Raw genomic sequence first — 21938 nt, forward strand, 5'->3', positions numbered from 1 at the left:
CACCTGCGCCGGCACCGGCCCCCACCCCGCCCGAAGCCGGCGTGGTGGGCACCCTGCTGGCCCATCCGCTGACCCTTCCGGCGGCCGGTGGTGTGGCCGTGCTGCTGGCCGTGCTGGCGTGGTGGCGCCTGCGGCAACGCCAGCGGCAGGCGGGCAACGATCAGCCGGCCGAACCGCATGTCGATGCGGTGGGCCAAACCGTGGACACCGACGACGAGGCCCCGGTGTCGTCGATGATGTACTCGCCCAGCCAGCTCGACGCCGGTGGCGATGTCGACCCCGTGGCCGAGGCCGATGTGTACCTGGCCTACGGCCGCGACCAGCAGGCCGAAGAAATCCTGCTCGAGGCGCTGCGACTGCACCCCGACCGGCTGCCGGTGCGGCTCAAGCTGCTGGAGATTTATGCGCAGCGGCCGGATGCGGCCCGCTTCGAGGCCGCCGCGCGCGAGCTGCACGCCCTGACCCAGGGCCAGGGCCCCGAGTGGCAGCGCGCCTGCGAGCTGGGCATGACCCTCGACCCCGACAATCCGCTCTACCGCCCCGCGGGTGCCGGCGGCGCAGCGGCCGCGGCGGGAACGATGGCAGCCGGGGCCGCTGGCTTGGCGGGCACAGCCACGCCGGACGCCGACATCGTGCCCGAGCTGGACCTGACCTTCGACACCTCGGCGGCCGAACCCGCCAGCGCGACGGCCGCCACCGCCGCCCCGCCCGCGGACGACCTGGACTTCGACCTCGACCTGACCGCAGAAGCCCCGACACCGGAACCCGACGACGCATCGCCCCCGCCAACCGGGGCCGCCGCGCCGGGACTGCCGCCAGAGCTGGATGGCCTGTCGCTCGATCTGCCCACGGACGAACCACCCCGCGCGGAGCCAGCCAGCGCGGCCGCGCCCGCCGACGAGGCGCCGGCCGACGACCTGTCGAGCCTGGAGATCGCCGAGGGACTCGGGGAAAACGACCCGCTGGAAACCAAGCTGTCGCTGGCGCGCGAGTTCGAGGCCATCGGCGACGTGGACGGTGCGCGCACCCTGGCCGAGGAAGTCGTCGCCGAGGCCAGCGGCGAGCTGCAGGAACGCGCCCGCGCCTTCCTGGCGCAGCTGGCCTGACGCCGCCCGCCACGCGAGCACGGCAGCGATCGAGCGATGCGCATAGCGCTGGGGGTGAGCTATCTGGGCACTGCCTACCAGGGCTGGCAAAGCCAGCCCGGAGGGCAAACCGTGCAGGACCGGCTGGAGCGGGCGCTGGCCACCTTTGCCGACGTGCCCACCATCGCCACCCTGTGCGCCGGCCGCACCGATGCGGGGGTGCACGGCCTGAACCAGGTAGTGCATTTCGATGCCCCGGTCGAGCGGGCCATGAACTCGTGGGTGCGGGGCACCAACCGCTATCTGCCCGACGACATCGCGGTGCAGTGGGCACTGCCCGTGCCCGCCACCTTCCACGCCCGCAACAGCGCCCGCTCGCGCCGCTATGCCTATGTGCTGCTGGAGTCGCCCGTGCGCCCCAGCGTCGAAGCCGGGCGCGTGGGCTGGGTGTTTCGCCCGCTGGCGCTCGAGCCCATGCAACGCGCCGCGCACCACCTGCTCGGCGAGCACGACTTCAGCTCGTTTCGCGCCGCGCAGTGCCAGGCGCTGTCGCCCGTCAAGCACCTGTACCGCATCGACATCGGCCGCCGCGGTCCCTACTGGCGCTTCGATTTCGAGGCCAACGCCTTTTTGCACCACATGATCCGCAACATCATGGGGTGCCTGATCGCCGTCGGCCAGGGGTTGCGCCCACCCGATTGGATGGCGACCGTGCGCGATGCGCGCAACCGCGAGATCGCCGCGCCGACCTTCGCACCGGACGGGCTGTACTTTCTGGGCCCCGTGTACGATGCCGACCTCGGGCTGCCGCGGCACACCCCGGCCTTCGACTGGCTGCCCCTGTGAACGCCCCCCACCCGGGCCGCACCTGCGCGCCCCATTCCGCCCCGCCATGCGACGCACCCGCATCAAAATCTGCGGCCTGACGCGCGAAGCCGATGTGGACCACGCCGCCGCTGCCGGCGCGGACGCGATCGGCTTCGTGCTCTATTCGGCCAGCCCTCGCCACGTCAGCGTCCGGCGCGCCGCCGAACTGGCGCGCCGCCTGCCCGCCTTCGTCACGCCGGTGCTGCTGTTCGTCAACGCCACGGCGGACGAGGTGGCCGCCGGTCTGGAGGCGGTACCGAACGCGCTGCTGCAGTTCCACGGCGACGAAACGCCGGACCAATGCGCGGCCCTGGCCGGCCCCCGGCCCTGGATGCGGGCCGCGCGCGTCCCGGTCGGCGCTGGCGCCGCCGGCTTCGATCTCCTAGAATACGCGCAGCGTTTTGCCGCCGCGCGGGCCGTGCTGATCGATGCGCACGTCCCCGGCTATGGCGGTGGCGGACAACCCTTCGACTGGACAGCGTTCCCGTGGTCACACCCTCGACTCAACGCCGCCGATCGGGTCGTTTTGTCTGGTGGACTCACACCCGCAAATGTGACCGATGGCGTCCGTTTGGTGCGCCCGTGGGCGGTTGACGTCTCCTCCGGCGTCGAAGCCGCCAAGGGCATCAAGGATTCGGCCCGCGTCGAGGCGTTCATCGCCGCGGTGCGCCGCGCCGATCTGACGCCGACCGACCCTCCCCACCCCTGACGGGCCCCGCCGCGCGCGGGTTACCGTCCGCCCCCAGGATTGGAGCCCCATGTCCGCTTACGCCTATCCCGACGCCCAGGGCCACTTCGGCCCGTACGGCGGCAGCTTCGTCAGCGAGACGCTGACGCATGCCATCGCCGAGCTGCGCACCGCCTACGACCGCTACCGCCAGGATCCCGACTTCCAGCGCGAATTCCGCTACGAGCTGGCGCACTTCGTCGGCCGCCCCTCGCCCATCTACCACGCCCAGCGCCTGAGCCGCGAGCTGGGCGGGGCGCAAATCTTCCTCAAGCGCGAGGACCTCAACCACACCGGCGCGCACAAGATCAACAACGTCATCGGCCAGGCGATGCTGGCGCGGCGCATGGGCAAGCCGCGCGTGATCGCCGAGACCGGTGCCGGCCAGCACGGCGTGGCCACCGCGACCATCTGCGCGCGCTACGGGCTGGAATGCGTGGTCTACATGGGCAGCGAGGACGTCAAGCGCCAAAGCCCCAACGTCTACCGCATGAAGCTGCTCGGCGCCACCGTGGTGCCGGTGGAGTCCGGCAGCAAGACGCTGAAGGACGCGCTCAACGAGGCGCTGCGCGACTGGGTCACGAACGTCGAAAACACCTTCTACATCATCGGCACCGTCGCCGGGCCGCACCCCTACCCCATGATGGTGCGCGACTTCCAGAGCGTGATCGGCGAGGAATGCCTGCGCCAGATGCCCGAGATGCTGGCCGACCTGGGCCTGCCCGGCAACGGCGCGCAGGCGCAGCCGGACGCGGTGATCGCCTGCGTCGGCGGCGGCAGCAACGCCATGGGCATCTTCTACCCCTACATCCCCCACGAGCGGGTGCGCCTGATCGGCGTGGAAGCGGCCGGCAGCGGCCTGGACAGCGGCCGCCACGCTGCGTCGCTGCAGCGCGGCGTGCCTGGCGTGCTGCACGGCAACCGCACCTACGTGCTGCAAAACGCCGACGGCCAGATCACCGAGACGCACTCCGTCAGCGCCGGCCTGGACTACCCCGGCGTCGGCCCCGAGCACGCCTGGCTGAAGGACAGCGGCCGCGCCGAATACGTGGGCGTCACTGACGGCGAGGCGCTGGAGGCCTTCCATCGCCTGTGCCGCACCGAAGGCATCATCCCCGCGCTGGAGTCCAGCCATGCCGTGGCCTACGCCATGAAGCTGGCGCCGGCGATGCGCCCCGACCAGTCGCTGCTGGTCAACCTCTCCGGACGCGGCGACAAGGACATTGGCACCGTGGCCGATTTGTCGCAGGCGGATTTCTACTGCCGCCCGAGCTGCCGGGGACAGACCGTCAAGACCGCCGAGCAGCCCCTCACCCTGACGCCGGGAGCCGCCCGATGAGCCCGCACCGCCTTGCCGCCACCTTCGACCGCCTGCGCGCCCAGGGGCGCCGGGCGTTGATCCCCTTCGTCACCGCGGGTTTTCCGCAACCCGATGCGACGCCCGGGCTGATGCACGCCCTGGTGGCCGCCGGGGCCGATGTGATCGAGCTGGGCGTGCCATTTTCGGACCCGATGGCCGACGGCCCCGTGATCCAGCGCGCCGGCGAGCGCGCGCTGGCCGCGGGCGTGGGCCTGGCGCAGGTGCTGCAGATGGTGCGCGACTTCCGCACCCGCGACATCACCACGCCGGTGGTGCTGATGGGCTACGCCAACCCCATCGAGGCCTGGGAACACCGGCACGGCGCTGGCAGCTTTGCGCGCGAGGCGGCCGCCGCGGGCGTGGACGGCGTGCTGGTGGTGGACTACCCGCCCGAGGAATGCGAGGCCTTTGCCGCCACGCTGCGCGCGCACGGGCTGGACCTGATCTTTCTGCTCGCGCCGACCAGTACCGACGCGCGCATGGCGCAAGTCGGCCGGCTGGCCAGCGGCTATGTGTACTACGTCTCGCTCAAGGGCGTCACGGGGGCCGGCCACCTGGACACCGCGGCGGTGGAGGCGATGCTGCCGCGCATTCGCGCGCATGTGTCCATCCCGGTGGGGGTCGGCTTCGGCATCCGCGATGCGGCCAGCGCCCAGGCCGTGGGTCGCAGCGCCGATGCGGTGGTGATCGGCACGCGCCTCATTCAGTTGATCGAGAACGAACCGCCCGAGCGTGCGCCCGAGGTTGCCGCGGCCTTCCTGCGCGAGATCCGCACGGCGCTGGACGCCCTGCCCGCCCGGTCCGCCGCGGCTGTCGCATAATCGCCCTCGCCCCGGCGTGGCGGGCCCTGCGGGCCTGCCGTGCCGCCATTGCAAGGAGTTGCCATGTCCTGGCTGGAAAAACTGCTGCCGCCCAAGATCGCCCCGGCGGGCGCCCAGCGGCGCAGCATCCCCGAGGGTCTGTGGATCAAGTGCCCGAGCTGCGAGGCCGTGCTCTACAAGACCGACCTCGAGAAAAACCTCAACGTCTGCCCGCACTGCGCACACCACCACCGCATCGGCGCGCGCGCGCGGCTGGACGCCTTCCTCGACCCCGAGGGCCGCTACGAGATCGGGCAGGAGGTGCTGCCGGTCGATGCGCTGAAGTTCAAGGACAGCCGCAAGTACCCCGAGCGCCTGAAAGAGGCGCTGGAGGCCACCGGCGAGACCGACGCGCTGATCGTCATGGGCGGCGCGGTGCACACCCTGCCGGTGGTGGCGGCCTGCTTCGAGTTCGACTTCATGGGCGGCTCGATGGGCTCGGTGGTCGGCGAGCGCTTCGTGCGTGGTGTCGAAAACGCCATCGAACAGAAGGTGCCCTTCATCTGCTTCACCGCGACGGGCGGCGCGCGCATGCAGGAAGGGCTGCTGTCCCTGATGCAAATGGCCAAGACCAACGCGGCGCTGACCCGGCTGGCCAAGAAGCGCCTGCCCTACATCAGCGTGCTCACCGACCCGACCATGGGCGGCGTGTCGGCGGGCTTCGCCTTCATGGGCGACGTGGTCATCGCCGAGCCCAAGGCGCTCATCGGCTTTGCCGGCCCGCGCGTGATCGAAAACACCGTGCGCGTCAAGCTGCCGGAGGGCTTCCAGCGCGCGGAGTTTCTGCAGAGCAAAGGCGCGGTGGACTTCATCTGCGACCGGCGCGAGCTGCGCGGCACCGTGGCCAACGTCCTGGCGATGCTGCAGCGCCAGAGCGCCGACGCGGTGGCCTGACGCCGCGGCGTCGGCCCCTCGCCCCCTTGCGCCGAGCCCCCGGATGATCGCCGATCCGCGTGCCCGTGTGCGGCTGGCCCAGTTGCACCTGTACGTGGATGTGCATCGCCACGACCGGTATGTGGCGCCGGTGCTGGCGATCATCACGGCGCTGCTGCTGTCGCACTGGGTGCCCACGCCGTGGGCGCTGGGCTGGCTGGTGCTCGAGCTGCTCATCATCGCGCACTATCTGTGGGTGTACCGGCGCTTCAAACGGGCCGACCCACCGCCGAGCGAGGAGCGCCGCTGGGCCAACCGCATCGCGCTGGCGCACGGCGCGCACATGCTGGCCTGGTCGTCGCTGGTGGTGTGGGCGTGGCAGCCGGGCGATTTCGGCAACCTCATGTTCGTGATGCTGGTGCACGTCGGCCTGATCTCGCTGACGGTGTCCATGTCCAACGCGCACCTGCGCCTGCTGTGGCTGGACATGACGTTTCCGGTACTGGCCCTGATCGCGCCGCCGCTGCTGGAGCCGAGTGCGTTCCACCTCGGCCTGAGCCTGCTCGGGATCGGCTTTTGCGCGCTGATGGTGCTGGTGGGCCGGCAGATCAACGCGGCGACCACCGAGGCGATCGAGCTGCGCCAGCGCAACGAGCAGCTCATCCAGGAGCTGCACTCGCAGGCCACGCGCGACGCGCTGACCGGGCTCATCAACCGCCGCTATCTGCTGGAGACCGGCGCGCGGCTGCTCCAGCAGCGCCACCGCAGCGGCGAGCCGCTGGCGCTGCTGATCATCGACCTGGACCACTTCAAACGCATCAACGACCAGCACGGGCACCTGGGCGGCGACGAGGTGCTGGTGGCGGTGGTCGGGACCTGTGCGCAGCATGTGCGCGCCGGCGATTGCTTTGGCCGCCTGGGCGGGGAGGAGTTCGCGCTCGTGCTGCCCGACACCCAGCTCGCCCAGGCGCGCGATCTGGCCGAGCGGCTGCGCTCGGCCACCGCCGCACTGGCCATCCCGCTGCCGGGCGTAACCATCCGCCCGACCATCAGCGTCGGCCTGGCCATGGCGACGGACGACGACACCACCCTGTCGGACCTGCTGCGCCGGGCCGATGCGGCCATGTACGAGGCCAAGGCCGGCGGGCGCAACCGCGTCGTGTGCGTCGATCCTGCCGGCGGGTTCCGGGCCGATCCGGTCCCGGCCTGAGGCGGCGGCCGCCCCGGCGAGCACGGCCCCCGTCAGGGCAGCAGTTCCAGCGCGTGCTGGTAGCGGGGATCGGCCATCAGGGCGTCCCAGTCCGGCGCGGGGGCCGTGGGCAGCAGCGCGCGCCGGCGGGCGTCGGCGGTTTCGTCCGGCACCCAGCGGCCCTCGATGAGGGCACGGCTCAGGCCCTCGATCAGGTCGTCGATCGGCTCGCCGCCGTCCACGGTGCTCTGGTTGCACAGCAGCACCAAGTCGCAGCCGGCCTCCAGCGCGGCCAGCGCCGCCTCGGTGGGGGTGACGTCGCGGCCGTCCAGCACGCGCGCACCGGCCATGCTGAGGTCGTCGCTGAACACGGCGCCGGTAAAGCCCAGCCCCTCGCGCAGGATGTCGCGCAACCAGCGGCGCGAGAATCCCGCCGGCCGCGCGTCCACCTGCGGGTACACGACGTGTGCGGGCATCACGGCCGCCAGCGACGCACTCAGCCACCCGTAGGGCGCGGCGTCGTCGGTCAGAATCGCCTCCAGCGGCCGATCGTCCACCGGCAGGTCCACGTGCGAGTCGGCCTCGGCCCAGCCGTGACCGGGAAAATGCTTGCCGCAGTTGGCCATGCCGGCCAGGCGCAGCCCGTGCATCAGGGCCTGCGCCAGCGCCGTCACGACGCGGGCATCGCCGTCGAAGGCGCGGTCGCCGATCACCTCGCTGCGCCCGTAATCCAGGTCCAGCACCGGCGCAAAGCTCAAGTCCACGCCACAGGCACGCAGCTCGGCCCCGAGCACATAGCCCGCGGCCGTCGCCGCATTGCAGGCGGCCAGCGCGGCCTCGCCGGGGCGCGTCTCGGGCGCCTCGCGCCACAGGCGGCCGAAGTCGCGCATCGGCGGCAGGTGGGTGAAGCCATCGGTGCGAAAACGCTGCACGCGCCCGCCCTCGTGGTCCACGGCGATGAGCAGGTCGCGGCGCACCCGCTTGATCTGGGCGCACAGACGCTGCAACTGCGCCCGATCGCGCCAGTTGCGCGCGAACAGGATCACCCCGCCGACCAGCGGGTGGCTCAGGCGGGCGCGGTCGGCGTCGGTCAGGCGGGTGCCGGCGACGTCGATGACGAGGGGGGCATGCAGGGTCATGGGTCTTGCTCCACCACCACGAAGCTGGCGGCATAGTCGGATTCGTCGGTCACGCTCAGGTGGGCGCGCAATCGCCGCTCGGTGCACCACGCCAGCAGCGCCCCGTGCAGGCGGAAGGCGGGCTGACCGCTCGGCCGCCGGATCACCTCGCAGTCGCGCCAGATCATGGGTGCGCGCAGGCCCAGGCCGATGGCCTTGCTGAACGCCTCCTTGGCCGAAAAGCGCGTCGCCACGAAACGCACGCCCCGCTCGGGCCAGCGCGCGCGCCGCTCGTGCCACAGGGCCAGCTCGCCCTCGGCCAGCACACGCTGCGCAAAGCGATCGCCGTGCCGCTCCAGGGCGGCGGCGATGCGGCGCACATCGCACAGATCGGTGCCCACGCCGTAGATCATGGGCTCAGCCCGCAGCAGCCGCGATGCAGCGCCGGTAGTCCTGCACGGTGGCGGCGTAGCCCAGCTCCAGCGCATCGGCGATCAGGGCGTGGCCGATGGAGACCTCGGCCACGCCCGGCACGGCGCGCAGAAAGTCGGTCAGGTTGTCGCGGTTGAGGTCGTGCCCCGCGTTGACGCCCAGCCCGGCCGCCTGGGCGGCCACGGCGGCGTCGCGGTAGCGCTGCAACTGGGCGGCGCGCGCGGCGGCGTCGGGCCAGGCAGCGGCGTAGGGCTCGGTGTAGAGCTCCACGCGGTCGGCGCCCACGGCCCGGGCGCCGGCCATCTGGGCCGGATCGGGGTCCATGAACAGGCTCACCCGCGCGCCCAGCGCCTGCGCCTGCTCGATCACGGGCCGCAGCCGCTGCGCGTCCTCGGGAAAGCGCCAACCGTGGTCGCTGGTGAACTGGTCCACCGCATCCGGCACGAAGGTGAGCTGGTGCAGCGGCAGACCCTGCTGCACCACCTCGCGCGCGACGTCGAGCAGGTTGTGGAACGGGTTGCCCTCGATGTTGAACTCGCGGTCGGGCCAGTCGCGCAGCAGGCGCGCGAGATCGAACACGTCGTGCCAGCGGATGTGCCGCTCGTCCGGGCGGGGGTGCACGGTGATGCCATCGGCCCCTGCCTGCAAACACAGCGTCGCCGCCCGCGTCACGCTGGGGATGCCCAGGTGGCGGCTGTTGCGCAGCAGCGCCACCTTGTTGACGTTGACGGACAGTGCCGTGCGGGATGCACCGAGGGCGGAGGGGTGGCTCATGGCGAGGGGTCGTTCAGCGGCGGGGCGGGACGCGGCCCGATGCGGCGCAGCGCCCGCATGAGCTCGCGGGTCCGGAAGGACCGCACCCCACTATGGTAGTGCAGCAGGCCGGCGAGGCCGACGCGCATCGCCGCCGTACTCAGGGTCGGCGCTTGCGCCCACAGGGCGGACCAGGGGTCGGGCGCGTCCAGCGCGGCCTGCACCGCCTGCCAGTGCGTACCGGGTAAGCTGCCGGCATCGTCCGGCCCGCTGGGCTGCAGGCCGGCCTCCGGCAGCAGGCGGTAGGACTGCGCCGCCGCCAGCGGCAGCAGGCGCAGCCCCTCCTGCGCCAGATGGGGCAACCAGCCCAACTGGCACAACAGCAGCAGCTCGAAGGCGCGCAGCGTCACCGCCACGTCGGCCCCGCGGGCCAGGGCCTGCACCGCCGCGGCATACGGGTCGAACAGCGCGGGGTGGGGATCGTCGCGCGCCATCAGGCGCAGCATCAGCTCGTTCAGGTAGTAGCCCGCCAGCAGCGCATCGCCCGCCGGCATCACATGGCCGCCGGCATACTGCGCGGCCTTGAGGGTGCGCACCTCCGCCTCGCCCGACCAATCCACACGCAACGGCACCAGGGGCAGCAGCACGGCGCGAAACTGCGACGTGGGCCGCTTGACCCCCTTGCCCACCAGCACCACGCGGCCGTGGTGGCGGGTGAACAGCTCCAGGATCAGGCTGGACTCGCTCCAGTCGTGGCGGTGGAGCACGAAGGCGGGCTCGTCGTGCACCCGCACCCGCTGGCGTGTGGCCACGTCACTCGTAACCGTAGGCGCGCACCCGGGCCTCGTCGTCGGACCAGCCGGAGCGCACCTTGACCCACAGCTCCAGGAACACCTTGCCGCCCCACAGGCGCTCCAGCTCCTGGCGCGCCTCGGTGCCGATGCGCTTGAGGCGCTCGCCCCCCTCCCCAATGACCATGCCCTTGTGGCCCTCGCGCTCGACGATGATGGTGGCGGCGATGCGGCGCAGCTCGCCCTCCTGCTCGAAGCGGTCCACGACGACCGTCGAGGTGTAGGGCAGCTCGTCCCCCGTCAGACGAAAGAGCTTTTCGCGCACCAGCTCGCCGGCCAGAAACCGCTCGCTGCGGTCGGTGAGGTCGTCCGCGTCGTACAGCCACGGCTGCTCGGGCAGGTAGCGCTCGCACAGCGCCAGCAGGCGCTGCACATCGCGCGGCTGCTTGGCGCACATGGGGAAGAACTCGGCAAACGGGTGGCGGTCCTGCATGCTGCGCAGCCAGGGCGCGATCTCCACGCGGCGGTGCACGCGGTCCAGCTTGTTGGCCACCAGGATCACCGGCACGCCGGGGGGCAGCAGCGCCAGCACTTTGGCGTCCGCCAGGTCGAAGCGCCCCGCCTCGACCACGAACAGCAGCAGGTCCACATCGGCCACCGCGCCGAGCACGGTCTTGTTGAGCGCGCGATTGAGCGCGTTGCCGTGCCGGGTCTGAAAACCCGGCGTGTCCACGAAGACGAACTGCGTCGCCCCCTCGGTGCGGATGCCGGTGATGCGGTGGCGGGTGGTCTGCGCCTTGCGCGAGGTGATGCTGACCTTGTGGCCCACCAGGGCATTGAGCAGCGTGGACTTGCCCACATTGGGCTTGCCGACGATGGCGATGAAGCCGCAGCGCTGCGGGCCGGTCGGCGCGGCGGCTGGGGCCGACGCCGACTCGGCCGTTTCGGACGTGGTGGGGACGTCGGCAGCTCGGCCCAAGGCGCGCGCCAGCATGGCCTCGAGGTCGTCGTCGGGGGGCGCGGATGGCGCAGATGGCGCGCCGGGGGGCGGTGGTGTCATGGCTGGAGGACTCGGCTGGACAGGCCGTGGGTGTGCAGATGGTCCAACATCACGGCAGCGGCGGCCTGCTCGGCCGCGCGGCGCGAGGCCCCCCGCCCGGTGGTGGGCGCCGCGCCCTCGACGCGGCACGCCACCTCGAAGGTCTGGGCATGCGCCTCCCCGTGAATGGCGACCACCTCGTAGACGGGCAGCGGCCGACGGCGGGCCTGCAGCCACTCCTGCAACGCCGTCTTGGCGTCCTTGCCCAGGCCCGGCCGCAGCTCGACGCCCTCGTACCAGCGGCGGGCCACGGCCTGCGCCGCCTCGAAACCCGCATCCAGATACAGGGCGCCCAGCACCGCCTCGGCCGCATCGGCCAGGATGGAGGCCCGCTCGCGCCCGCCCGAGCGCTGCTCCCCCTCGCCCAGGCGCAGCAGAGCCGGCAGGCCAAGGTCCAGCGCGATGCGGTGCAGGGCATCTTGCCGCACGAGGCTGGCGCGCGCGCGCGACAGCTCGCCCTCCGCCTGCTGCGGCAGGCGCTCGACGAGCAGCGTGGACACCGCCAAGCCGAGCACGGCATCGCCCAAAAACTCCAGCCGCTCGTAGTGATCGGCCGAATAACTGCGGTGCGTCAACGCCCGCACGAGCAAATCGGGTTGGCGGAAGCGGTGCCCCAAACGGCGCTGCAGCGCCTCCAGCCCCGGCGCCAAAGAATCAGTCATGGATCACGAATTGCGGCCCCGGTACTTGAGCAGCAGGTACGCCGGGCCGAAGAGGTGGATTTCCTTGTCGTAAGCGAATTCGACGACGATGCGGTCGCCGTCCTTGCTGATCTCCAGATCCTTGCCGCTGACGGCCTCGAAGTAATCGGCGGTCTTGGCCCGCTCGAAGGCGTTGCGGATCTCGGCAACGGTGGTGCCGCTTTGCGCAGCGCGGTTGACGGCCTTTTGGATCGCCAGGTACTCGGTCACCGTGGGCACGACCTTGGCCGCCAGCACGATCAGCAGTGCCGCCACGATCCCGAAAAACACCATCCCGATGACGGTCACCCCGAGCTGACCCCGCTTCATGCTCACCCCCGTGCAGACGTCAAACGCCGCCCTTGGCGACGGTCGGAGCCATGATAGCGCCAATCGAACCGGGTTCGTTCATTCGAACGCGCCGATGCGCCCCAGATCGCCGAAGTTCATCCACACGAACACCGCCTTGCCGACGATGTTGCGCTCCGGCACGAAGCCCCAGTAGCGCGAGTCGAGCGAGTTGTCGCGGTTGTCGCCCATGACGAAGTAGTGCCCCTCGGGCACACGGCAGGTCACACCCTCGACGGTGTAGCGGCAGTGCTCGCGCCCCGGAAAATCGGCCGCCGCCGGGATGAAGGCCGGCCGCTCGTCGTCCAGCAGGATGTGCACCCGCCGCCCGCCGATCTCCTCGACGAACTGCTTGCGGTAGCGCATCGCCTCGGCATCGTAAAAGTCCGCCTCGGCGGTGCGCGGCACCGGCTGCCCGTTGATGAACAGCCGCTTGTTCAGATACGCCACCTCGTCACCCGGCACGCCGACGACGCGTTTGATGTAGTCCAGGCTGGGCTGGGGCGGGTAGCGAAAGACGATGACATCGCCGCGCTGCGGGCTGTGGTTGTCCACGACCTTGGTGTTGACCACCGGCAGGCGGATGCCGTAGTGGTATTTGTTGACCAGGATCAGGTCGCCCACGCGCAGCGTCGGGATCATGGAGCCGGAGGGGATCTTGAACGGCTCGAACAAAAACGAGCGCAGCAAAAACACCGCCAGGATGACGGGGAACAGCCCCGCCGTCCAGTCCAGCCACCACGGCTGGGCCAGGAACCGGCGCCGCAGGGCCTCCTCCGGGTCGCCGTGATCGGCGGTAATGCCCTGGCGGGCCAACTCTTCGCGGCGGCGGCGGGCCTCGGCCACGGCGCGCTCGGCGGCGGCCCGCCGCCGCGGCAGGAACACCCAGCGCTCGGCCACCCAGTAGGCGCCCGTCACCACCACGGCCAACAGCAGCAGCAGCGCGAAGTTGCCATCGATGGCCCCCACATACCACGCGATGCCGTAGCCGGCGAATGCCGCCAGGACGACGCCCGTCAGGGCGCCCATGGTCTGGTCGTTCATGACTCCTCCACCTGCAGGATGGCGAGGAACGCCTCCTGCGGCACCTCGACGGTGCCGATCTGCTTCATGCGCTTCTTGCCGGCCTTTTGTTTTTCCAGCAGCTTGCGCTTGCGGGTGATGTCGCCGCCGTAGCACTTGGCCAGCACGTTCTTGCGCAGCGCCTTGACGGTCTCGCGCGCGATGATGTTGGCGCCGATGGCGGCCTGGATGGCGACGTCGAACTGCTGGCGGCTGATGATCTCGCGCATCTTGCTGACCACCGCCCGCGCGCGCGACTGCGACTGGCTGCGGTGCACGATCATCGACAGCGCGTCCACCTTCTCGCCATTGAGCAGGATGTCCACCTTCACCACGTCCGAGGGGCGGTACTCCTTGAACTCGTAGTCCATCGACGCGTAGCCGCGGCTGACGGATTTGAGCTTGTCGAAGAAGTCCAGCACGATCTCGGCCAGCGGCAGGTCATAGGTCAGCATCACCTGCTTGCCGTGGTAGGCCATGTTGAGCTGTACCCCCCGCTTGCCATTGCACAACGTCATGACCGGGCCCACATAGTCCTGCGGCAGGTAGATGTGCACGGTGACGATGGGCTCGCGGATCTCCTGGATCTTGCTCGGCTCCGGCATGCGCGAGGGGTTTTCCACCATCAGCACCTCGCCGTCGCCTTTGACCACCTGGTACACGACGCTCGGCGCCGTGGTGATGAGGTCCTGGTCGAACTCGCGCTCAAGGCGCTCCTGCACGATCTCCATGTGCAGCAGGCCCAAAAAGCCGCAGCGAAAGCCAAAGCCCAGCGCCTGCGACACCTCCGGCTCGAAGTGCAGGGACGCGTCGTTGAGCTGGAGCTTTTCCAGCGCGTCGCGCAACTGGTCGTATTCGCTCGCTTCGGTGGGGTACAGCCCGGCAAACACCTGCGGCTGCACCTCCTTGAAGCCGGGCAGCGGCTCGGTGGCCGCGGCCAGGTTGGCGCCGCTGGCGGTCTTGAACGAGGTGATGGTGTCGCCCACCTTGGCCGACTTCAGTTCTTTGATGCCGGCGATGACATAGCCCACCTCGCCCGCCTGCAGGCGCTCGCGCGGCTGGTTGGCGGGGGTGAAGACGCCCACCTTCTCGCACGGGTACTGTGCGCCCGTGGCCATCAGCCGGATGCGGTCGCCCCGGTTCAGGCAGCCATCCACCACCCGCACCAGCATCACCACGCCGACATAGTTGTCGAACCACGAGTCGATGATCATCGCCCGCAGCGGGCCATCCGGGTTGCCATGCGGCGGCGGGATCTTGGCCACCACCGCCTCCAGAATGTCGTCGATGCCCATGCCGGTCTTGGCCGAGCAGGGGATGGCCTCGGAGGCATCGATGCCGATGACGTCCTCGATCTCCTGCTGGGCGCGCTCGGGGTCGGCCTGCGGCAGGTCCATCTTGTTGAGGACCGGCAGCACCTCGACCCCCAGGTCCAGCGCGGTGTAGCAGTTGGCCACCGTCTGCGCCTCGACGCCCTGGCTCGCATCCACCACCAGCAACGCGCCCTCGCACGCCGACAGCGAGCGGCTGACCTCGTACGAGAAGTCCACGTGGCCGGGCGTGTCGATCAGATTCAGGTTGTAGACCTGCCCGTCGCGCGCGGTGTACTGCAGCGCCGCGGTCTGCGCCTTGATCGTGATGCCGCGCTCTTTCTCCAGATCCATGGAGTCGAGCACCTGCTCGGTCATCTCGCGCTCGCTCAAGCCCCCGCAGCGCGCGATCAGGCGGTCGGCCAGCGTGCTCTTGCCGTGGTCGATGTGCGCGATGATGGAAAAGTTGCGGATGTGCTTCATGGCCACAGAAAAAGGGCGCGCTCCCCAAGCAGCGCGCCCGATCGGTTCAAAGCCGCGATTGTAGGCGTTCAGTGCGGCCGTGGCCGCGGACGGCGCCGTTCAGGGCCGCACCAGCACCCACTGCGCCCAGTCGCCGCGGCGGATGAGCAGGCTCACCGGCCGGCCCTTGGGCCACTCGGCCACCGCGCGCTCGAATTCGCGCACGCTGGCGATGGTCTGGTTGCCCAGCCCGACGATGACATCGCCCGGCCGCAGGCCCGCCGTCGCGGCCGGGCCCGCCACCTCGGCGACGCGCACGCCGCCGGCCACCTTCAGCTCGCGCCGCTCGGCGGCGGTCAGCTCGCGCACGGTCAAGCCCAGCGGGCCGGCCTTGGCGGTCTTGGGCTCCTCCGTCGCCGGGGCGGCGGCCGACTCGTCCTCGAACGTGCCCACGGTGAGGGTGAGGGACTTGGTCGCCCCGCGCCGCCACACCTCGACCGCGGCACGGGTGCCCGGCTTGGTGTTGCCGACGATGCGCGGCAGATCCGCCGACTTCTCGATCGCCTTGCCGTCGAAGCGCAGGATGATGTCGCCCGGCTCGATGCCGGCCTTGGCTGCGGGCGAGCCGTCCTCCACCCCGCGCACCAGCGCCCCGCCCGGCCGCGGCAGGCCCAGCGACTCGGCCACGTCCTTGTCCACCGGCTCGATGGCCACACCGATGCGCCCGCGCGTGACCTTGCCGCTGGCCTTGAGCTGCTCGGCCACGCGCACCGCCTCGTCGATCGGGATGGCGAAGCTGATGCCCATGAAACCGCCCGAGCGCGAGTAGATCTGGCTGTTGATGCCGACCACCTCGCCGCGCATGTTGATCAGCGGGCCGCCGGAGTTGCCGGGATTGATCGCCACATCGGTCTGGATGAACGGCAGGAAGTCGCCGGTCTCGCGCTGCTTGGCGCTGACGATGCCGGCGGTGACGGTGTTGTCCAGCCCGAACGGCGAGCCGATCGCCATCACCCACTCGCCGACCTTGAGCCGCTCGACATCGCCGATGCGCACGGGCTTCAGGCCCGTGGCGTCGATCTTGACCAGCGCCACGTCGGTGCGCTTGTCGGCGCCGACCACGCGTGCCTTGAACTCGCGCTTGTCCGGCAGCGTGACGATCACCTCGTCCGCCCCGTCGACGACGTGCGCATTGGTCATGACGAAGCCGTCGGCGCTGTAGACGAAGCCGGAGCCGACCCCGCGCTGGCGCTGCTCCGGCCCCCGGTCGGGGCGCTGGGGCCCGCGCGGCAGCGCGCCGGGGGGCAGCGGAATGCCAAAGCGGCGGAAAAACTCGCGCATGTCCTCGTCCGGCGCAGCCGGGTCCGACTCGCGGGGCTGCACGCGCTCGACCGTGCGGATGTTGACGACCGACGGGCCGACCTCGTCGACCAGCACGGTGAAATCCGGCAACCCGGTCAGGCGTGGCGCGGCCGCCGACGTGCTGGGCGGTGCGGCCGCCCCCGCCGCCGGCTGGGCGCCGACGACATGCTGCGCCGCGCCCCACAGCAGGGCCACGGCCGCCACCAGCGACACACCCGCCAGCGCCACGGAACGGCGCCGCTGCGGCATCCCGGCCGCCACGGAAGGTTCAGATCGGTTCATCATGTGGAATCCTCGTCGGATACAAGGGTCCCGGCCGCTGGGCGGGGCCGGTTCCGCGGACGGCTCATCGCGTGCGCTCGAGCGCGCCCAAAAAACGTTCCAGCGTGGCCAGCGGCACTTCGCCCAGCGCGGTGACCGCATAGCCGCCCACCCGCTGCGACAGCACATGCGTGGCCCCCGCCTGGGTGCGGTGCACCGGGGGCCCGTCAGCCGCCGAGAAAAACAGCGACACCGACGCCAATCCGTCCGAATAAACGCACTGCAGCGGCGGACGCGCCCGCGCCGGCTCCTCGGCCCGGGCCCAGCAGGTGACGGGGCGGAACCCGGGCACCTCGGTCTTCAGGCGCCAGCCCTCGGCCTCCGGTGTGGTTTTGCGCAGTGTCGGGCGCTCGATGCGGTAGCCGCGCGTGTCGTCCATCTGCCGCGCCATCACCTCCATCCGCAACGGCGCATCGAGCTGCAGCTCCGTGAACGCGACCTGCTCCAGCACCTCGCCGTCGGCCTTCAGCGTCTGCAGTTTGAGCACGAGGCCGGTGCGCTTCTCGGACCAGATGCGGTAGCCGTAGCGCAGCGCATCGCGGGGCTGAAACTCCACCACCCAGGCATCGAAGCCGGCCAGCCGTTCGCTGCCGCGCACTTCCGCGCGGTAAAAGCCGGCAACTTCGATGCCCGGCACCCGCACGGGCCCCGGGAACAGACGCAGCAGCTCGCGCCGATCGCGCACCGCCCACTGCTTGTCCGGCAGCAGGGTCATGACCTCGTCGTCCCGGCGCCAGATGATGCGCGCCGGCCCGTTGAGCGCCTCGATGCGCTCGATCTGCTGCCGCCCGTCACAGACGTGCGCGATGCGCGCCGCCGCGATTTCGCTGCCGCGCGTGACGACGAACGTCCCACTGTAGGCGCGGTTGCGCGTGGCGTCGTGCAGCCGCTCGATCCAGGCCTGGATGTCGCCCGCGGGCTCGGGGGCCTCAGCCTGGGCGGTCTGCATCCCGACCGTGAGCACGGACAAGCCCAAAGCGGCCGCCGCCACCCGACCCGCCCAGCGTTGGCCCCAGCGGGTGGGGTACGCGTGTCGCATCGTCATGGACCGTTTCACCCCGCCTCAGCGCGCCGGCACGTCGTAGCTGGCCGCCCGCAGAAAACCGGCGCTGGTCTGCAGCGCCGACGCCCCGCCCCACTGGCGATGCGCGGCCATCAGCTCCTCGAGCTGGGGATCGCGCACCACCACACCCGCCACCGGGGCGGGGGCACTCGGCAGGCTGACGGTCACGGTCTGGGGCGGCTCGGCCTGGGCCATGCGCGGCGCGGTCTCGACCGCCCCCGGCACCGCCCCCACCTGCCACGCGACGGCCACCACGGCGGCCAGTGCGGCCACACCCGCCACCATCTTCCAGCGGAAAACGGCATCGTTGGCCGCGACCGGCAGCGGGTCGGCCACGACCGGCGGCGCCTCGCTGCGCGGCGGCGCGGGCTCGGCCGCCACGCGCGCCATCACGGCGCGCACGAAGGCGGGGTCCGCCCCGCCCTCGGCGCTGCCCGCGCGGGCGCGCAGGGCATCGCCGATGCAACGGTACGCATCCCACGCCGCCCGGTCGGCGCCGGCGTCGGCCCCGTCGAGCGCGGTCTGCACCTGCGACGGCCCGCATTCGCCGTCGAACAGCGCCGACAGCCATTCCCGCCGCGCGGCGTCGGCGGCGGACGGATCGTTCGATAGGGCTACAGGCTTCATGGTCGGACATCCAATCTGGTGACCCTGCACAGGCACGCTACCAACGCTTGCCGGACTGGCGCTCCAGCATGGGCTTGATGCGCGCCGAGATCGCCTCCCGGGCGCGGAAGATGCGCGAGCGCACCGTTCCGATCGGGCAGTCGAGCGCCTGCGCGATCTCCTCGTAACTGAGACCATCGATTTCGCGCAGCGTGATCGCCTGGGCCAGCTCGGTCGGCAGGGCATCCACCGCCGCCTGCACCGCCTGGGCGATCTCCTTGCTCGCCAGCACCGCGTCCGGGGTTTCGGTATCGGCCACCTGCGCGGTTAGTTCCTGCTCCAGGGCGGAAGTTTCATCGCCATCGTCGCCGTTGTGCAGGGCGCTCATGAGCACCAGCGGATCGCGCTTGAGCTCCTGCAGCGCCTTCTTGGCGGTGTTGACGGCGATGCGGTACAGCCAAGTGTAGAACTGCGCATCGCCCCGAAACTGCCCCAGCGCCCGGTAGGCGCGAATGAAGGTTTCCTGCGCCAAGTCGGGGACGAGGTCGGTGTCGCGCACGAGACGCCCGATCAGGCGCTCGACCCGGCGCTGGTATTTGATGACCAGCAGCTCGAACGCCCGTTGGTCGCCAGCGATCGCGCGCTGCACGAGCGCGGCGTCGGCGTCGGGGGAGCGGCGGGTTTCGTCCATCATGGCGTCGGCGCGGGGCGCCCGAATATACCCGATCGCCTTTCGGGGTCGGCCGCGGCCGCCAGGGCCCGGCGCAAGGTCAGCCAGTCCGCGGGATCGTCGCCGGCGGCGGCCCGCTGGCACCACAACCACAGGCGCTGCCCGTCGGGCGTTCGGCCCTCCAGCAGCAGCACATCCGTGATGTCCCATGCGATGCGCACATCGAGCAAGGGCACCCCGGACGGCCGCGCCGCGCCGAACCAGCGCCAGGTGCCGCCGCGCGCACCGTCGGGGCCGGGCGCCGGCTGCCACGCCAACTCGCCGTACCGGGTATGGCGCAGGCTCCAGACCGCCCACAGCGTGCTGGCGAGCACCCCGGCCGCCAGCCCCCACCATGCCGCAGGCAGATCGGGCCGCGCCCAGGCCCACAGGCCCAGTATGGCCACACCACTCGACACGCCGAGGGCGGCGGCCCAGGTGTCCAGCCGGGCGGAGCCGGCCGGGTAGCGGATGCCGGCTGCCCCGGTGCGGGCCATGGGCGTCAGACGCGCTTGAAGACCAGCGTGCCGTTGGTGCCGCCGAAGCCGAAGTTGTTCTTCAGCGCGACGTCGATGCGGGCATCCCGCGCCGTGTTGGCGCAGTAGTCCAGATCGCACTCGGCGTCCGCCTCGGCCAGGTTGATGGTCGGCGGAATCTTCTGGTGATGCACGGCAAGGACGGTAAAGACGCTCTCCAGCCCGCCTGCGCCGCCCAGCAGGTGGCCGGTCATCGACTTGGTGGAGCTGACGACCATGCGACGGGCGTGATCGCCCAGCGCGGCCTTGATGGCGTTGGTCTCGTTGACGTCGCCCAGCGGGGTGGAGGTGCCGTGCGCGTTGAGGTAGTCCACCTGGTCCGCATTCACGCCGGCGTTGCGCAGGGCGTTGAGCATGGCGCGGCGGGGGCCGTCCATGTTGGGGGCGGTCATGTGCCCCGCATCGGCGCTCATGCCGTAGCCGGCCAGCTCGGCGTAGATCTTGGCGCCGCGCGCCTTGGCGTGTTCGTACTCCTCCAGCACCAACACACCGGCCCCCTCGCCCAGCACGAAGCCGTCGCGGTCCTTGTCGAACGGGCGCGAGGCGGCCTGCGGATCGTCGTTGCGCGTGGACAAGGCCCGCATCGCGGCAAAGCCGCCGATGCCCAGCGGGGATACCGTGGATTCCGTCCCGCCGGCGATGACCACGTCCGCGTCGCCATACTCGATCATGCGCCCCGCCTCGCCGATGCAGTGCAGGCCGGTGGTGCAGGCCGTGACGACCGCCAGGTTGGGGCCTTTGAAGCCGTAGCGCATGGACACGTGGCCGGCCACCATGTTGATGATGGAGGCGGGCACGAAGAACGGCGAAATGCGGCGCGGCCCGCGGTTGGTGAGTTCCGTGTGCGTCGCCTCGATGAGCGGCAGGCCGCCGATGCCCGAGCCGATCACGCAGCCGATGCGACAGGCTTCGTCCTCGGACAGCGCCTCGCCCACCGGCAGGCCCGCGTCGGCCACGGCCTGGGCCGCGGCAGCGATGCCGTAGTGGATGAAGGTGTCCATCGTCCGCGCCTCTTTGGGCGGGATGTAGGACTCGAGGTCGAAGTTCTTGACCTCACCGGCGATCTGGCAGGCAAAGGCGCTGGCATCGAACTTGGTGATGCGGTCGATACCCGAGCGGCCCGCGAGCAAATTGGCCCAGGCCGCCTCCACCGTGTTGCCCACGGGACTGACGCAGCCCAAGCCGGTCACGACGACACGGCGGCGGCTCATGGGGGATCAGGCCTTCTGGTGCGCCTTGGCGTAGTCGATCGCCTGCTGCACGGTGGTGATCTTCTCGGCGTCCTCGTCAGGGATCTCGATGCCGAACTCGTCTTCGAGGGCCATCACCAGCTCCACGGTGTCGAGGGAGTCGGCACCCAGGTCGGCGACGAACGCCTTCTCGGGGGTGACCTGGCTCTCCTCCACGCCGAGTTGCTCGGCAATGATCTTCTTCACACGTGCTTCGATGTCGCTCATAGTTCCCTCTGCGGGTGGTTGAAAACAGCCCCGGCATTGTAGCGGCCCCGCCGCTGCGGGCCCGCCAGCCGGCGATCGGACGGGGATCAGGCCATGAACATGCCGCCGTTGACGTGCAGCTCCTGCCCGGTGATGTAGCCGGCCTGCGGGCTGGCCAAAAAGGCCACGGCATGCGCCACGTCGGCCGGTTTGCCCAGATGGCCCAGCGGAATCTGCGCCAGCAGCGCCTGCTGCTGCTCCGGCGGCAGGCTCGCGGTCATGTCGGTTTCGATGAAGCCCGGCGCCACGCAGTTGACGGTGATGCGCCGGCTGCCCAGCTCGCGCGCCAGGGCGCGCGTCATGCCCGCCACCCCGGCCTTGGCCGCCGCATAGTTGGCCTGCCCGGGGTTGCCCGAGGCGCCGACGACACTGGTGATGTTGACGATGCGGCCGTAGCGCTGCTTCATCATCGGGCGGATGGCGGCGCGACACAGACGGAACACCGCCTTCAGGTTGGTGTCGAGCACCGCGTCCCAGTCTTCATCCTTGAGCCGCATGGCCAGCATGTCGCGCGTGATGCCGGCGTTGTTGACCAGAATGTGCAACGCCCCGTGCTCTTTGACCAGCGCGTCCACCAGCGCCTCGGCGGCGGGGGCGTCGTTGACGTCCAGGCACGCGCCGCGGCAGCTCTCGAAGCCGGCGAGCGCCTGCGTGATGCGCTGGGCGCCTTCCTCGCTGGTGGCGGTGCCGACGACGCGCACGCCACGGCCGGCCAGCTCGCGCGCAATGGCCGCGCCAATGCCGCGCGACGCGCCCGTGACCAAGGCCACCTGGCCCGCGAAAACCGGTTCAGACATGGAACGATATCCTCCTGCGAATTCGATGGGGT

Annotated in this window: 24 protein-coding genes; 7 read left to right on the top strand and 17 right to left on the bottom strand. The window is 70.9% G+C overall.

The genetic code is table 11. From position 1 onward, the window contains the following. The 7 genes from Tfont_RS06970 to Tfont_RS07000 all read left to right on the top strand — a co-directional run. Nucleotides 1-1106: FimV/HubP family polar landmark protein (locus Tfont_RS06970; RefSeq protein WP_313906459.1), on the top strand; the 1106-nt coding region annotated here is incomplete at its 5' end. A gap of 36 nt (nt 1107-1142) precedes the next feature. Further along, nucleotides 1143-1931, top strand: coding sequence for a tRNA pseudouridine(38-40) synthase TruA (gene truA / locus Tfont_RS06975; RefSeq protein ID WP_143968907.1), 789 nt, complete (start codon nt 1143-1145; stop codon nt 1929-1931). Nucleotides 1932-1977: 46 nt separating this feature from the next. Beyond that, nucleotides 1978-2661, top strand: coding sequence for a phosphoribosylanthranilate isomerase (locus Tfont_RS06980; RefSeq protein ID WP_143968908.1), 684 nt, complete (start codon nt 1978-1980; stop codon nt 2659-2661). 49 nt (nt 2662-2710) lie between these two features. Continuing rightward, nucleotides 2711-4018, top strand: coding sequence for a tryptophan synthase subunit beta (gene trpB / locus Tfont_RS06985; RefSeq protein WP_143968909.1), 1308 nt, complete (start codon nt 2711-2713; stop codon nt 4016-4018). Next, a complete protein-coding gene (gene trpA / locus Tfont_RS06990; RefSeq protein ID WP_143968910.1) occupies nt 4015-4860 on the top strand; it encodes a tryptophan synthase subunit alpha in 846 nt (281 codons plus the stop codon). The genes trpB and trpA overlap by 4 nt, the downstream gene beginning before the upstream one ends. Before the next feature lie 63 nt (nt 4861-4923). Continuing rightward, the gene (gene accD / locus Tfont_RS06995) at nt 4924-5793 is read left to right on the top strand and encodes an acetyl-CoA carboxylase, carboxyltransferase subunit beta (protein ID WP_068606637.1); all 870 of its coding nucleotides are present in this window, start codon (nt 4924-4926) and stop codon (nt 5791-5793) included. Between the two features lie 43 nt (nt 5794-5836). Next, nucleotides 5837-6982 carry a GGDEF domain-containing protein gene (locus tag Tfont_RS07000; protein WP_143968911.1) on the top strand — a complete coding sequence of 382 codons (1146 nt, stop codon included), beginning with the start codon at nt 5837-5839 and terminating at the stop codon, nt 6980-6982. Nucleotides 6983-7014: 32 nt separating this feature from the next. Here Tfont_RS07000 and nagZ read toward each other — a convergent pair whose 3' ends face one another. The 17 genes from nagZ to fabG all read right to left on the bottom strand — a co-directional run bounded on the left by nagZ (nt 7015) and on the right by fabG (nt 21906). Next, the gene (gene nagZ / locus Tfont_RS07005; protein ID WP_143968912.1) at nt 7015-8100 is read right to left on the bottom strand and encodes a beta-N-acetylhexosaminidase; all 1086 of its coding nucleotides are present in this window, start codon (nt 8098-8100) and stop codon (nt 7015-7017) included. Further along, nucleotides 8097-8492 carry a holo-ACP synthase gene (gene acpS, locus Tfont_RS07010; protein ID WP_143968913.1) on the bottom strand — a complete coding sequence of 132 codons (396 nt, stop codon included), beginning with the start codon at nt 8490-8492 and terminating at the stop codon, nt 8097-8099. Before acpS ends, nagZ begins: the two co-directional genes overlap by 4 nt. Before the next feature lie 4 nt (nt 8493-8496). Next, the gene (locus Tfont_RS07015) at nt 8497-9285 is read right to left on the bottom strand and encodes a pyridoxine 5'-phosphate synthase (RefSeq protein WP_068606644.1); all 789 of its coding nucleotides are present in this window, start codon (nt 9283-9285) and stop codon (nt 8497-8499) included. Further along, entirely contained in the window at nt 9282-10076 is a 795-nt protein-coding gene (recO, locus tag Tfont_RS07020) for a DNA repair protein RecO (RefSeq protein ID WP_068606646.1), read from the bottom strand. The genes Tfont_RS07015 and recO overlap by 4 nt, the downstream gene beginning before the upstream one ends. A gap of 1 nt (nt 10077) precedes the next feature. Then, nucleotides 10078-11115: a GTPase Era gene (era, locus tag Tfont_RS07025; protein ID WP_068606647.1), complete on the bottom strand. Its 1038-nt coding sequence runs from the start codon at nt 11113-11115 to the stop codon at nt 10078-10080. Further along, on the bottom strand, nt 11112-11804 hold the full coding sequence (gene rnc / locus Tfont_RS07030) for a ribonuclease III (protein WP_185974494.1): 693 nt from the start codon (nt 11802-11804) through the stop codon (nt 11112-11114). Before rnc ends, era begins: the two co-directional genes overlap by 4 nt. A 15-nt stretch (nt 11805-11819) precedes the next feature. Next, a complete protein-coding gene (locus Tfont_RS07035) occupies nt 11820-12164 on the bottom strand; it encodes a DUF4845 domain-containing protein (RefSeq protein WP_068606651.1) in 345 nt (114 codons plus the stop codon). A 78-nt stretch (nt 12165-12242) separates the two neighbouring features. After that, nucleotides 12243-13211: a signal peptidase I gene (gene lepB, locus Tfont_RS07040; RefSeq protein ID WP_143968952.1), complete on the bottom strand. Its 969-nt coding sequence runs from the start codon at nt 13209-13211 to the stop codon at nt 12243-12245. 11 nt (nt 13212-13222) lie between these two features. Next, complete coding sequence (gene lepA, locus Tfont_RS07045; RefSeq protein WP_068606653.1) at nt 13223-15037, bottom strand: translation elongation factor 4; 1815 nt, start codon at nt 15035-15037, stop codon at nt 13223-13225. 99 nt (nt 15038-15136) lie between these two features. Next, entirely contained in the window at nt 15137-16627 is a 1491-nt protein-coding gene (locus Tfont_RS07050) for a DegQ family serine endoprotease (RefSeq protein WP_068606655.1), read from the bottom strand. Between the two features lie 97 nt (nt 16628-16724). Further along, nucleotides 16725-17744, bottom strand: a complete 1020-nt coding sequence (locus Tfont_RS07055) for a MucB/RseB C-terminal domain-containing protein (RefSeq protein ID WP_068606657.1) — start codon at nt 17742-17744, stop codon at nt 16725-16727. 18 nt (nt 17745-17762) lie between these two features. Continuing rightward, entirely contained in the window at nt 17763-18389 is a 627-nt protein-coding gene (locus Tfont_RS07060; protein WP_143968915.1) for an RseA family anti-sigma factor, read from the bottom strand. A gap of 37 nt (nt 18390-18426) precedes the next feature. After that, on the bottom strand, nt 18427-19059 hold the full coding sequence (gene rpoE / locus Tfont_RS07065; protein ID WP_068606661.1) for an RNA polymerase sigma factor RpoE: 633 nt from the start codon (nt 19057-19059) through the stop codon (nt 18427-18429). After that, nucleotides 19059-19574 carry a hypothetical protein gene (locus Tfont_RS07070; protein WP_143968916.1) on the bottom strand — a complete coding sequence of 172 codons (516 nt, stop codon included), beginning with the start codon at nt 19572-19574 and terminating at the stop codon, nt 19059-19061. The genes rpoE and Tfont_RS07070 overlap by 1 nt, the downstream gene beginning before the upstream one ends. A 5-nt stretch (nt 19575-19579) precedes the next feature. Beyond that, complete coding sequence (fabF, locus tag Tfont_RS07075) at nt 19580-20824, bottom strand: beta-ketoacyl-ACP synthase II (protein WP_143968917.1); 1245 nt, start codon at nt 20822-20824, stop codon at nt 19580-19582. Nucleotides 20825-20830: 6 nt separating this feature from the next. Continuing rightward, entirely contained in the window at nt 20831-21070 is a 240-nt protein-coding gene (gene acpP / locus Tfont_RS07080; protein ID WP_068606668.1) for an acyl carrier protein, read from the bottom strand. A gap of 86 nt (nt 21071-21156) precedes the next feature. Further along, the gene (fabG, locus tag Tfont_RS07085; RefSeq protein WP_143968918.1) at nt 21157-21906 is read right to left on the bottom strand and encodes a 3-oxoacyl-ACP reductase FabG; all 750 of its coding nucleotides are present in this window, start codon (nt 21904-21906) and stop codon (nt 21157-21159) included. Between the last annotated feature and the right edge of the window lie 32 nt (nt 21907-21938).

Origin of the sequence: Tepidimonas fonticaldi (assembly GCF_007556755.1) — a bacterium.
GTDB classification, from domain to species: Bacteria; Pseudomonadota; Gammaproteobacteria; order Burkholderiales; family Burkholderiaceae_C; genus Tepidimonas; species Tepidimonas fonticaldi.